General features: G+C 69.2%; 9 protein-coding genes and 2 pseudogenes. 7 read left to right on the top strand and 4 right to left on the bottom strand.

What is annotated here, in order from left to right; translation table 11 throughout:
- Positions 1-18 precede the first annotated feature (18 nt).
- A complete protein-coding gene (locus tag ACIRVH_RS06920; RefSeq protein WP_403948916.1) occupies positions 19-273 on the top strand; it encodes a hypothetical protein in 255 nt (84 codons plus the stop codon).
- On the opposite strand, the gene ACIRVH_RS06915 is transcribed toward ACIRVH_RS06920, so the two are convergent.
- Positions 185-847 carry a CBS domain-containing protein gene (locus ACIRVH_RS06915; RefSeq protein ID WP_403948913.1) on the bottom strand — a complete coding sequence of 221 codons (663 nt, stop codon included), beginning with the start codon at positions 845-847 and terminating at the stop codon, positions 185-187. The genes ACIRVH_RS06920 and ACIRVH_RS06915 overlap by 89 nt on opposite strands.
- An 81-nt stretch (positions 848-928) precedes the next feature.
- Here ACIRVH_RS06915 and ACIRVH_RS06910 point away from each other — a divergent pair.
- Positions 929-1,054: pseudogene (locus ACIRVH_RS06910) on the top strand (DUF1918 domain-containing protein); the annotation flags it as partial.
- Positions 1,055-1,176: 122 nt separating this feature from the next.
- On the opposite strand, the pseudogene ACIRVH_RS06905 reads toward ACIRVH_RS06910, so the two are convergent.
- Positions 1,177-1,789 (bottom strand): annotated as a pseudogene (locus tag ACIRVH_RS06905) (CBS domain-containing protein); the annotation flags it as partial.
- Between the two features lie 120 nt (positions 1,790-1,909).
- Between ACIRVH_RS06905 and ACIRVH_RS06900 the strand changes: the two are divergent.
- The 3 genes from ACIRVH_RS06900 (at position 1,910) to ACIRVH_RS06890 (ending at position 6,556) form a co-directional block, all read left to right on the top strand.
- A complete protein-coding gene (locus ACIRVH_RS06900) occupies positions 1,910-2,785 on the top strand; it encodes a universal stress protein (protein ID WP_403948910.1) in 876 nt (291 codons plus the stop codon).
- Between the two features lie 57 nt (positions 2,786-2,842).
- Positions 2,843-5,257, top strand: a complete 2,415-nt coding sequence (locus tag ACIRVH_RS06895; RefSeq protein WP_403948908.1) for a glycoside hydrolase family 65 protein — start codon at positions 2,843-2,845, stop codon at positions 5,255-5,257.
- A gap of 456 nt (positions 5,258-5,713) precedes the next feature.
- Positions 5,714-6,556 (top strand): universal stress protein, encoded by an 843-nt coding sequence (locus ACIRVH_RS06890; protein ID WP_403948906.1) that lies wholly within the window; start codon positions 5,714-5,716, stop codon positions 6,554-6,556.
- Positions 6,557-6,898: 342 nt separating this feature from the next.
- Here ACIRVH_RS06890 and ACIRVH_RS06885 read toward each other — a convergent pair whose 3' ends face one another.
- Entirely contained in the window at positions 6,899-7,516 is a 618-nt protein-coding gene (locus tag ACIRVH_RS06885; RefSeq protein ID WP_403948903.1) for a CBS domain-containing protein, read from the bottom strand.
- Positions 7,517-8,559: 1,043 nt separating this feature from the next.
- On the opposite strand from ACIRVH_RS06885, the gene ACIRVH_RS06880 reads away from it, so the two are divergent.
- Together ACIRVH_RS06880 and ACIRVH_RS06875 are read left to right on the top strand one after the other, a co-directional pair.
- Entirely contained in the window at positions 8,560-10,056 is a 1,497-nt protein-coding gene (locus tag ACIRVH_RS06880; protein WP_403948901.1) for an ATP-binding protein, read from the top strand.
- Between the two features lie 176 nt (positions 10,057-10,232).
- A complete protein-coding gene (locus ACIRVH_RS06875) occupies positions 10,233-11,000 on the top strand; it encodes an STAS/SEC14 domain-containing protein (protein ID WP_403948898.1) in 768 nt (255 codons plus the stop codon).
- Positions 11,001-11,719: 719 nt separating this feature from the next.
- Here the strand turns inward: ACIRVH_RS06875 and ACIRVH_RS06870 are convergent.
- A complete protein-coding gene (locus tag ACIRVH_RS06870) occupies positions 11,720-12,727 on the bottom strand; it encodes a YbhN family protein (RefSeq protein ID WP_403948895.1) in 1,008 nt (335 codons plus the stop codon).
- Between the last annotated feature and the right edge of the window lie 113 nt (positions 12,728-12,840).

Raw genomic sequence — 12,840 nt, 5'->3', positions numbered from 1 at the left:
CATCCGGCGGACACGAACGTGCCGGAGATCGGCGACGAACTCGCGGCGGGCCGGGCCCTGCACGAACTCGCCATCAGCTGCTGGACGCTGCCGGACACGACATCCAGGGCATGGGCGGGCTCCGGCCGAGCACCCGTGAGCCTGCCGGACGGCCCCTGTGAGAGCGGGCATTCAAGAGGGGCCATCAGGAACGGCGGTCGTCGTCCGTCCGGTACCCGATGTGGCCGGCAACCGAAACCACGCCGTCGACACCGCGGCACAGCTGCTCGATGACGGGAATCAGGCTCCGGAACTCCACGGTGCCGCCCAGATCGACCTGACCGTCCCGGACCTCGACCGTCACTTCCGAGGGATCGAGCCCCATCGTGCGCCGCAGCAGCTCCCTGGTGATCTCCTCGCGGATGGCGTCGTCGCGGCGCAGGAAGATCCGCAGCAGATCGCCACGGATGACGATGCCCAGCAGCCGGTCCGCCTCGTCCACCACCGGTAGCCGCTTGACGTGCTGGGCCTCCATGAGCCGCGCGGCCTCGACCACGTTCCACTCCGGACGCGCGCACACCGCAGGGGCCGACATCAGTTCCTCGGCGCGGGAGCCCTCGGCCTTGGCCCGCTCCCAGGCCTCCAGGTTCGGTACCGCGGCCCTGCCTGACGGGTCCGCCTGGTCTGCGCTCTTGCGCAGCAGGTCGGCCTCGAAGACCACACCGATGGGGCGCTCCAGTTCGTCCACCACGGGTACGACGGTGACGTCGTTCTCCGCCAGCAGCCTGACGAGCTCCTTGAACGGCGTGTCACGCCGTGCCCGGACGACGTCCCGGGTCATGAGCTCCTCGACTGTTCGGTGGTGCATGTCGCCTCCCGGATACGGGCTCTCGTCCCATACGGCGGTGTGTCCCGCGCGGCAGGTTGGAATACAGCACCATTCTGAGCAGTGGGCGGCGATCATGCGAACTCACCTCGGCCACCACTCGTCATCGAAAGTCCGGCGACTGGCGGCGCCAAGCGCGACGGCGAGATCGTCGGGCGCCACCACGCGGGCGGGTCCCCGCCGTACGACGTGCGCTGGTCGGACACCGACGAGGTGACGCTCGTCTTCCCCGGGCCCGACGCGCACATCCGCCATCTCGAGCACGGACAGCCCGGAACCACCGTCGCCACTGAGCCGTGCCTCGACGGCCCCATGCCCTCCAGAGCACGGACCAGGCGCTCGGCGACCCGGATGAGCGAGGTGCCGGGGACGCGGCCGCGGAGCGTGACGACCCCGTCCTGCACGGACACGTGGATCGCTGTGGCCGACGGTGGGGAAGAGGTAGGAGAGCACGGTGCGGCGGACTTCCTCCTCGATGTCCTCGTCCGACCGCAGGAAGACCTTCAGCAGGTCGCCTCGGCTGACAATGCCCGAAAGCCTTTCCTCTTCATCGACCACGGGCAGCCGTTTGACGCGCTTCTTTGCCATGATCCGGGCTGCCTGGGCCGACGTGACGTCGGGGCGGACCGTAACGGCAGGCGTGCTCATGAGCCCCTCGGCAGTCAGCGCCTCGGCCTTGGCCGGGGCGGACCGGCGCCGGATCCGGCCACGGTGGGTGGGTGCGTCATCCCGGATCTCCTCCTTGGACAGCAGATCGGCCTCCGAGACGACACCGACCACACGCCCGTCGCCATCCACGACCGGCACAGCACTGACCTGCTGCTGCTCCATGACCCGCACGATCTCCTTGAACCGCGCATCGCGCCCGACGGCCACCACGGAATGGGTCACCACATCACTCACGATGTGCGGGGCGTCAGCCAGGTCGTGATCCTTCAGGGACCTGCGGGCGGGACGGCTTCGACCGTGCGGCTGGTGTCGGACGGTGCGACGGTAGTGACAGGTGAGTCTTTCGGCGGCCGGACGAAAGAGGCGGTGACGACGATGGAACTCCCGCTGGTCGTGGGCGTCGACGGGTCGGACTCCAGTCTGCTGGCGGTCGACTGGGCGGTGGACGAAGCGGCACTGCACGGGCTGCCACTGCGTCTGGTGCACGCCTCCCTCTGGGAGCGTTACGAAGGAGCCCGGCCGTCCCTGAGCACAGGCCGGCCTGCCGAGAAGGTCATGGCGCAGCACATCATCGCCTCCTGCACCGAGCGTGCCCGGCTGCGCAATCCCGAGGTGAAGGCATCGGGCGAGGTACTGCCCGACGACGCCGTGTCCGTGTTGCTGCGTGCGGGGCCCGAATCGTTCGCCCTGGTCACCGGCTCCCGTGGGCGTGGCGAGATCGCCGGGCTGCTGTTGGGCTCGGTCGGCCTCGCAGTGGCGGCCCGCGCCACTTGCCCGGTCGTCGTGGTCCGAGGCGCGGAACGGAACCGCCGCGGGACCGTCGGCCGGGTCGTGGTGGGGGTCGGGGATCCGAGCACCGGCACGGGCGCCGTACGGTTCGCCGTCCGCGAGGCCGAGGCGCGTGACTGCGCCCTGACGGCCGTCCGGGCGTGGCGCAGCCCGGCTCAAGAGCCCGTGGACCACATGATGATCGCGGACGACGCCGCCCGGCTGCGTGAGGAGCGGGCATCGACCGGTCTCGCCGAGGCACTCCGCGAGGCGGTTCGGGAGCACCCTCGGGTCGATGTCCACCGGAAGCCGGTCGAAGGCCCCGCCCACCGTGTTCTGCTGGAGGAATCGACCGAGGCCGATCTGGTCGTCGTCGGCGCTGTGCGTCGCCACGGTCACGTCGGTCTCCAGCTGGGCAGGACCGCCCACACTCTGCTGCACCACTCGCAGTGCCCGGTCGTCGTCGTCCCCCAGCCGATCTGAGTCCGGACCGGTGGGCCTGGGCGCGCGACGGCCCCAGAGGTGAGGTGAGACCGGCGGATGTCGGACTGGACGTGGGACTGGACGGGCTACGATCCCGCTGCCGAGCGATTGCGGGAATCGCTGTGCACGCTAGGAAACGGCTACTTCGCCACACGGGGCGCGGTGCCCGAGTGCCGGGCCGGCCTGACGCATTACCCGGGAACCTACGTGGCCGGGTGCTACAACCGCCTGGAGTCGACCGTGGCGGGACGGCAGGTGCTGAACGAGGACCTGGTCAACCTCCCGAACTGGCTGCTTCTACGGTTCCGTCTGCGCCGCGACGAGGGAGCGTGGGGCTCGTGGTTCTCCCCCGACACACACGCACTCCAGGACCATCGGCACATCCTGGATCTGCACCGTGCCACGCTCACCCGTACCTTCCGTCACCGCAGCGCCGTGGCGGGCGTGCTCGACGTCGAGCAGACCCGCCTGGTGCACATGCAGGATCCTCATCTGGCTGTGCTGCGGACAGTCTTCACCCCCGAGGACTGGTCGGGAGAGATCGAGATCGAGTCCTGTCTCGACGGGCAGGTGATCAACGGCAACGTGCACCGCTACCGGGCTCTCGACCGCCGCCATGTGACCCATGTGCGGACGGGGGCGCGGGAGCCTGACACGGTCTGGCTGGGCTGCCGGACCAGCGCATCCGACATCGCTGTCGCCCTGGCCGCCCGTACGACGGTCGCAGCCGACCGGGGTCCGGTGTCATCGGTGCTTCGCCCGGCCCGCCACCGCGCCGTCCACAGCCTGGTGGTTCCGATCGCTCCCCATCGGCCCGTCACCGTGGACAAGACCGTGGCGCTGCACACCTCGCGCGACATGGCGATCAGCGACCCGCTCGACGAAGCGGTCGAGCGGGTGTCCACAGCGGCGGCCTTCCCGGGCCTGCTGGCCTCCCACGTCGCCGCATGGGAGCGGTTGTGGCGACGCGCGGACATCCAGGTGCCCGGCGAAGCCGGTCGCATCCTGCGCTTCCACCTCTTCCACGTCCTCCAGACGCTGTCACCGCACAGCGCTGACCTGGACGTCGGCGTCCCCGCGCGAGGACTCCACGGCGAGGCGTATCGCGGTCATGTCTTCTGGGACGAGCTATTCGTCCTGCCGTATCTCAACCTGCACTTCCCGGAGGTCTCCCGAGGACTGCTGAACTACCGGTACCGGCGTCTGCCCCGGGCCTGCCGGGCGGCAGCCGCGCTCGGCCGGGCCGGGGCGATGTATCCCTGGCAGAGCGGCAGCAACGGCCGCGAGGAAACCCAGGAGTGGCACCTCAACCCCCACTCGGGCCATTGGCTGCCCGACCACTCCCGGCTCCAGCATCACGTGGGCTCGGCGATCGCCTACAACGTGTGGCAGTACTGCCAAGCCACCGGTGACACGGAGTACCTGCACACCAAGGGCGCGGAGTTGCTGCTGCAGATCGCCCGCTTCTGGGCCGGCCTCGCCGTCTTCGACCGCGACCTGGGACGCTACCGGATCCGCGGTGTCGTCGGCCCCGACGAGTATCACGACAGCTACCCGGGCGCCGCCACGCCGGGACTGGACGACAACGCGTACACCAACGTCACCGCAGCCTGGGTCCTCACCCGCACCTTGGGCCTCCTGCGACGCCTTCCCGTATGGCGCCGCGAGGAACTGTTCGAACGCGTTCAGCTGGACAGTGGTGAGCTCCCCACCTGGGAGGAGATCTCCCGCCGATTGCGGGTGCCGTTCCACCAGGGCGTCATCAGCCAGTTCGAGGGCTACGACGGCCTGGCCGAGCTCGACTGGGACGCCTATCGAACGCGCTACGGCAGCATCCGGCGACTGGACCGGATCCTCGAGGCCGAAGGTGACACGGTCAACCGCTACAAGGCGTCCAAGCAGGGCGACGTCCTCATGCTCGGCTACCTGTTCTCGCCCGCCGAACTGCGGCAGCTGTTCCTGCGTCTCGGGTACGACCTGGACGACGACGTCTGGCGCAGTACCGTCGACTACTACCTGCGGCGCACCAGTCACGGCTCCACACTCAGCGGACTCGTCCACGGGCTGGTCCTCGCCAGAGCCAGACGAACCGAGGCGTGGCAGTACGTCCAAGAGGCCCTGGAAGCCGACATCGCCGACATCCAGGGCGGCACCACCGGCGAGGGCATCCACCTCGGCGCCATGGCCGGCACCCTCGACCTGGTGCAGCGCGGCCTGACGGGACTGGAGCCACGCGAGGACGCGCTGCTGCTGGACCCCGTGCCGCTCCCTGCCCTCTCCGAGTACGGCTTCTCGCTGCGCTACCGCGGTCACTGGGGCGTCGGCGTGCGGCGTCGGAGCGGGCAGTTGGAGATAGGCGTGCCCGACTCGGAGGAGAAACCGATCCGCGTGGTGCTGGCCGACCGGGCGGTGACCATCGGCCCCGGGGAGACGTGCACGCTCGTGCTGTCAGAGACGCCGAGGCCCACCTGATCGTCGTCGGCGCTCAGTGCCGGCACGGGCACTTCGGCCTGCAGCCGGGCAGGGTCGCCCGCACCTGCTGCACAGCACCACAGACAGCGGACCAACCGCAACATCCGGCCTCGGGGTACCGCCCATTTGACTTACCGGATGCCAACCCGATCCCTCGTCCTGTTGTGCCCGACCAGCACCACCGATGGGGTCGGAAGGCCCCTGCCACGGCGCCAGGCATGGGTGTACGGATGGCAGTAGCAGAAAGAGAAGGTGCATGTGGTGTGTGAACTGCTGGTGCGGAAACAGACTCCATGCGCCTTCGTCTGCCGTACCGCCGGGCCACCCGACCGGGACGAATTCACGGAACAGGTGCGGCATCCGCCGGAGCGGCTTGCCGTGATCCGTCGCGAACTGAATGAGCCCCCGCAGGTCCAGCGGCGGCGAACACCCACGTCTGCGTACCCGGGAGAGACAATGACTGATCCGATCGTAGTCGGAGTCGACGGCTCCGGGCGAAGTCTGCGAGCCCTGGTGTGGGCCGCGCACGAAGCAACGCTGCGCCACTGCCCTTTGCGCATCATCCACGTCCTGCCGCCTGCTCACTCGTACGCGACCACCGAGGAGGGGCGCGTGCAGGAGGCGCGCAACTGGGACCAGGGCGTCGTGGCCGAGGCCATCGCCATCGTGCAGGAAGCCCATCCAAGTCTGGAAGTGACGTCCGACCTCCCCTCGGGTAACCCGGCAGCAGTACTGTTGGCCGAGGCTGAGCACGCCCACACCGTGGTGCTCGGTGCAAAGGGCACGGGCGGATTCGGAAGCCTGCTGCTAGGTTCGGTCGCCCTGCAGGTGGTCGGTCACGCTTCCAGCCCGGTGGTGATCGTCAACCACATCACCACGGGCCATGACCGCATCGTCGTCGGCGCAGACGGGTCGGCGCACTCCCGCGCCGCATTGTCGTACGCCTTCGATCAGGCGTCGCTGCGCGGCGCCGAGGTGCAGGCAGTGCATGCCTGGAGCCATCCGGAACCGCACGCGTACGTCAGCGCGGCCCAGGACGCCATGGCCAAGGAGCACCTGCAGGCCCTGGAGGAATGGCTGGCGCCATTGCGCGAGGAGCACCCCGGTGTCGAGGTGGTGGAGCAGGTACCCGACGAATCGCCGGTCATCGCTTTGGCCCGGGCCTCGGACCGCGCCGACCTCCTGGTTGTGGGCTCCCGTGGGCTCGGCGGTTTCCACGGGCTGGCCCTCGGCTCCGTCGGCCACCATCTGCTGCAGTTCTCCCAGTGCCCCCTGGCGGTCATTCGCCCACGCACTTGAGCTTCCCCCTCCGACGACCGCATACCGGCTGGGCCGCCCCGCCGGCGCCGAGTTCAGGCAGGTAACGCGTCGCGATCAGCACGGCGAGAGCGGAAACCCCCGGTGGGGCAGCCGGTTACAAGACTTCTGTGAGCCCGCGCGCATAGCCCCCGGTGGAACCGGGGCAGGTGCCCTCCCGGCGCGAATCCGCCTGTCGCAGGCCGCGCCGAGCGACGCCCCGACCGAGTCAAGTCCGCACCGCACGAGCAGCGACGACCGCCCGTGGCCGCCTCCACGCCGGTGAGCAACAGCCACAGACATCGCCGATGCCCGCGACCGGTTCTCCTCGGCGCAGGCTCGGGGTCACTGCGGAGCAGGCCCGTGCGCCGTGTCGTCCCGGTCGAAGCCGAGCCGGTTGACCACGTGCACCACACCGTCGATGCCTTCGCACAGCCGCACCGTGACCGGGACCAGGCTCCTGCGCTCCACGCTGCCGCTCAGCGTGACCCTGCCGTCGGTGACCTCGACCGTCAGCGCGGAGGGAGTCAGTCCGAGCGTGCGTACAACGACGTCCTCCAGGATCTCCTCCTCGATCGCACGATCCCTGCGGAGGAAGAGCTGTACCAAGTCGCTTCGGCTGATCACCCCGATAATCCGTCCGCCGTCGTCCACAACGGGCAGCCGTTTCACCCTGCGCCTCTCCATCGTCCGCGCGGCACGCACCGCGTTCCACCCCGGCTCCGCGACCACGGCGGGACTCGTCATCAGATCGCGGGCGGTGCTCCCGACATCGGCGGACGTCTGCTTGCGGAGCAGGTCCGCCCTGGATACGACCCCGACCGGCCTGGCCTCGTCGTCGACCACCGGAACAGCCGTGATGCCGTATTCGTCGAGAAGGTGTGCGATCTCCGTAAAGGGTGTACCCGGCTGCACGCTCACGACCGTGGGCGTCATCAGATCGCCCACACTGCGGTGTCTCATCGCCCAGCTCCTCCTCGGCATCACCGTCCGCGCAGCGAGGCTCTGCCTGCGGGCGCAGACTCATGCACCTTGCCTCATCTCGATGGGCTCGGCCTCGGCCCTTTCACAGTCCCACGCTGACGGTGAGCATGCCGTTGGTAGTCGGCCTTGGAATCGTCCGCGCGATGGCACGCAGGCTCGACGATTGACACGCCGAGATCCTCGGGGTACATGCCACAGACAAAACTGGAGGAGGACCACCCGCTTCTTGCGGACCCTCATTGCGCGGTGCACGGTTTCTCGTTCCGTTGCCCTTCGCGCCTCATGTCCTCCTCCATTTGTAAGAACGTTCACTGTGGCTGTGCTATTCCTGGCCCGTTCCGTGGCCAGCCCGGCGGAACCGAGGCCGTCTGCCCCGAGTACGGCCGCGTAGGCATCCCCGCTCTCGTGGGGTGACACCGGGGCGGTCCTGCCGAGTCAAGGGCGGATGCGCCTGCCCCGCGCTCTCCCATCCCAACCCTCGGGAGCGCCCGGCCATCGCCGATCGAGGCCTGAGCGGCACTCATCGAGCGGGCCGCCTCACGGGCGATGTCCCGCACCGGGGCGTGGCCGCCCACACCGTCGCGGAAACGAATGGGGCGGTTCCAGTCGGATGCCTCCGCGAACATCAGATCGGCGTTCGCCACCGCCGCCACCGCCCTGTCTTGATCCGGTATCCGCAGGTCGAGTGGGAAGCGGGCGCCGCCGGGAGCGCGGATTCGCAGGTCGCCGAGCTCGTGTCCGCCATACGGAGCGCCAACCCACGCTCGGCCGCGAGCCGCCGCAGGGACGAGCGCAGCTCGGCGTGCTCGCCGGTCACCCCCTCGGCATCGCAGTCAGCGGTCCTCACAGCAGATACCAACGGGTGACAGCAGGGACCGCACACTCCCGGCGCAGGGGGCGGATGGGACGGCCCGTGCCGGCCCTCGGGAAAAGAGCCGGCATGCACCGGCGCACCCATCGCGTGTCGCGAGGCCAGGCATCCGGCGGTGTACTGGAAACGGAAGCAGCGCCGAACGAGGGGAATGGCCGTGCCGTCGTCCGACATCCCTCTCCCGGTCAAGCCGCACAAGGTCTTCGACCGGGACGCCCAGTGGCAGGAACTCGCGGCTTTCGCCTGTGACGGCCGACCCGAGGCCCGCCTCGGAGTCGTCAGCGGGCGGCTTCGACAGGGCAAGACCTACCTGCTGGAGGCGCTCACTGGCGCCCTGGGAGGCTTCTACTTCGGGGCTCAGCAAGGGACGCAGACCGAGTCGCTGAGCCAGCTCGCCGACGAGCTCGCCCGATACACGAAGGCGTCTCCCCCACCTCACTGGCACGGCTGGGAAGATGCCGTCGACGCCCTCCTGGCACTCGGAGACCGACGTCCGACACCCATCGTGATCGACGAGTTCCCCGACCTGGTGCGGCAGAGTCCCTCGCTCCCCTCCATCCTCCACAGCGCCTACCGGCGCCACGACGGCGGCCGCCCCGGCCAGGCTCGCCTCCTGCTCAGCGGCAGCGCCCTGCCCCTCATGCACCGGCTCTTCGGCGCAGCCTCCCCGCTACACGAACTGAGCAGTCTGCACCTCACCATGCACCCGCTCGACCATCGGCAAGCGGCGCGGTTCTGGGGCATCGACGACCCTGGACTCGCCCTGCTCGTCCACGCCGTCGTCGGCGGCACCCCGGCCTACCGGCACGACTACCTCCAGGACGACGCACCTGCCGGACGGGAGGACTTCGACTCCTGGGTGGCCAGGAGCGTGCTCAACCCCGGCAATCCCCTGTTCCGCGAGGCGTACCACCTGCTCCAAGAGGAGATCGACCACAAGGACCGCGCCCTGTGCCACTCCGCTCTCTCCGCCGTGGCCACCGGGTGCTCGACCCAGGGGCAGGTTGCGGACTGCCTCGGCACGCCTCTGACCGACACCGCGCGTTGCCTCGGGCTGCTCAGGGAGCACGGGCTGCTGCACAGCGAGGCCGACGCTTTCCGGCCCAGCCTCATCAGGCTTCGCGTCGCCGAGCCACTGCTGGCCTTCGAACACGCGGCCGTACGACCCCATCGGTCGGCCCTGGCGCAGCAGGACCCCGTCACGGTCTGGAAGCACGCCCGTCCGGGCTTCGATTCCATGGTGGCCCGGTCCCACTTCGCTCAGATCTGCCGCGACTGGGCCCTCCACTTCAGCGACCCGGACGCCTTCGGTGGCCGCCCCAGGTCGGCGGCCCACGGCTCGGTGGCCAACGCGGCACACCCCGACGGTCCGGATGTGGCGGCGGAAGTGGTGGTTCGCGGCCACGGCGGCGTGCGCAACGGGACTCTGCTGTCGGTGGGTCTGGCACGGTGGGACGAGGTCATGGACGTGGACCAAGTGGAGCGACTTCACAGGCTCCTCGGCCTCCTCTCCGACCGCGGCGAGGACGTCACCCACACCCGGCCGGCTTGCTACAGCGGCGCCGGTTTCAGCCCGGCCCTGCGCGCCGCCGAAGCGCAGGGGCAGGTGGTACTCGTCGACCTCGACCGGCTGTACGGACGGACCTGACCCCGCCGCGCCGCTGCCTCGCGCCGCTTGTTCTCGATTCGCGTTCCTGTTTGCTGCCGTGGGACGCGTTCGCGAAGATTTCTCCGTTATGGGACGGTAGGGGGAGCCCCGCTTTTTCGCCTGTCCACGTCGTGGGCCAGCCTCCACATCGCACCGGCGCCGGGAGAGGAACCACCATGCTTGAAAGAGCCCAGGACGTGCCCTCCGGAATCGACGCCGTCAAAGCGATCGGCACAGTGTCGAAGGACGACTACAAAGCGGTTGTCGAGCCACTCGTCGACGAAGCACGCAGAGAAGGCCGCCGTATCCGGATACTGTCGGAGATCGGCCCGGAATTCCGGTCGTTCACCCCAGCAGCCGGGTGGGAGGACCTCAAGGTCGGGATCGGCGCGATGCGCCTGTTCGAGGGATGCGCGGTCGTAAGCGACATCCGCTGGATCCGGGAGTCGACCAGACTCGCGAGTTTCCTGATGCCCTGCCCAGTACGCGTCTTCGACGTGCAGGATCGCGAAGAGGCCCTGCGCTGGCTCGCCTCACTGCCCGAAGGGCCCGGTGTGTCCCACCGGCTCCTCCCCGAGCTCAACGTGCTCATGGTGGAGGTCGAACAGCCCCTGCGCACACAGGACTTCGACACGCTGGCCCAAACCGCTGACAGCTGGCTCGAAACCCACGACACACTGGCCGGTGTCGTGGTGCACGCCCGTGACTTCCCAGGATGGGAAAACATCGGAAGCCTCCTCCGGCATATACGTTTCGTCCGCGACCACCATCGCAGGGTGAGGAAGATCGCCCTGGCCGTCGACAGCAAGGTGGCCGAACTCGCGCCTCACTTCGCCAACCACTTCGTTCAAGCCGAAGTACGGCGGTTCGGATACGACGAACTCGACGACGCCGTCTCCTGGGTCTCGAATCCTCCCGACCGTGCCTCCGCCGATACGGGTTGATGTGTCGGCTGCTCTGCCGAGTACGCGGAACGCGAAGTGCTGCTGCAAAGCCGCGACGACATCGAGGCCCGCACCGAGTTCGTCTCGATGGAGACGCCGCCCGATCCCTTGGTCCGGACTCACTGACGCGACCCCGATGGCGCCCGGTTCACAGTGACTTCGCGTCCGCCGCTGACATCTGCTGTGACCGCCGCACCGCCATGGGTGCCCGGTCGGCGTAGGTGAAGACGCGGCTTGACCGTGGGTGCCAGGGACGTCCATGTCGCTGCCCGCAGTGCCCGCCACGGCAGTGACGGAGTCCCGGTCCGCTCCCTCGGACACAAGGGCGTCTCGGAGGTGCCGCCGACGCAGCTCTATGGCGGCATCGGGGCCGTCGAAGGCGGTGTCACGTTCGCGTGCGGCGGCTCGTCCAACTCCAGGATGAGCCCGCCTGACGAGCCGCGCCCGTCCTGCGGTAAAGGCCCGGGTGGCATCCGACGCGAACCTGCTCACGGGCCCCACAGCCCTCGGAGGTGCCCGAACGGCCCTCCGCACGAGCCGTCTCCCGGAGTCGTCCTGAACGAAGACAGTGATGACCGCAGAGAGCGAGGTGAGCCACGGTCTCCTCTGCATCGACGGCGTTCTTCGACACGCCGGTACACGGGTGATCGTGGACCCCCGTCTTCGGCGCTGGACGACCCAGTGTCCGAGGTCTCGGCAGTGGCTGGTCCGGGTGTGCTTCATGTCCCCGTTCCCTCTGGGGGGTTCTCGCCCCCGTGCCCGTGCGTGCCGCCGTCCGTGGGACCCTCCGGTACGGCACGGAAGGTCACGCCGAACCAACATGCCCAGCCCAGCGGTTGCAGCGCCCAGAAGCTGACAGCCCGGTACAAGAGCGTCGCCGCGATCGCAGCGCCCGGGCTCATGCCGTACAGGACGAGCAGCGCGGCCAGACTCGCCTCGACCACGCCCAGGCCGCCGGGAGTCAGGCGCAGGCTGCCGGAAATCTGCGTGAGCGTGTACGCGAGCAGCAATCCGTGCCAGGGCACACCGGTACCCAACGCCCACAGGCAGGCGGCCAGACACGCGGCGTCGAAAACCCAGTTCAGCAGTGCGAGAGACAACAGCCACAACCACGGCCGGAAACCGAGCTGCAATTCACGCGCCTGGTCGACCAGGCGGACCAGCGCCTGCTGCGCCTTCTGCAGACGCTCGGAGCGCAGCCCTGCCCTTGTCCACATCCGCCGCACCGCACTGCGGAAGCTCCTGAAGCGGAACAGACCGAAGGCCACCACCCCGCTCAGGAGCGCCGACGCCAGCACACCGACCACCAGGCGCACCACGGCGCTCGACCCGGCCGAGCCAACGGTGAACATGCCGACCACGAGCAGAACGAACAGGCTGACCGCCGACAGTGCACCGGCGACCACCAGTACCGTGGCCGCGAGCACCTGCTCGACACCCCGTCGGCACAGCTGCCGGAAGACCCAGGCGGTCGAGAAGACCGCCCCTCCGGGCAACGCGCCGGCTACGGCGTTGGCAGCCACCGTGATCGCAGTCACGCGCCGCAGGCGCCACCATGCGCCGCCCGCCCGCAGCAACTGCCACGGCACAGCGGCGAAACACGTGATCGACAGCGCCTCGAACACCACAGCGACGGCCATTTCGGGCAGGCGCACCCGGGCGATGAGGCGGGACGCCTCCACGAGTTCCTGCCGCCGCGAGACAGCGACCACGATCGCGGCTGACACAAGAAGTCCAGCACCCAGCCACCATCCTCGGCTCGGCCGGGTCAGACGCGCCGCCCCCCACCCCTCAAGACGTGCCGTCTCGCGCTCCTTGCGACCGGGCATCAGCCATCACC

The sequence above is a fragment of the Streptomyces sp. NPDC101165 genome, assembly GCF_044768135.1.
Classification (GTDB): Bacteria; Actinomycetota; Actinomycetes; order Streptomycetales; family Streptomycetaceae; genus Streptomyces.
This window is presented reverse-complemented; position numbering and strand designations above follow the sequence as displayed.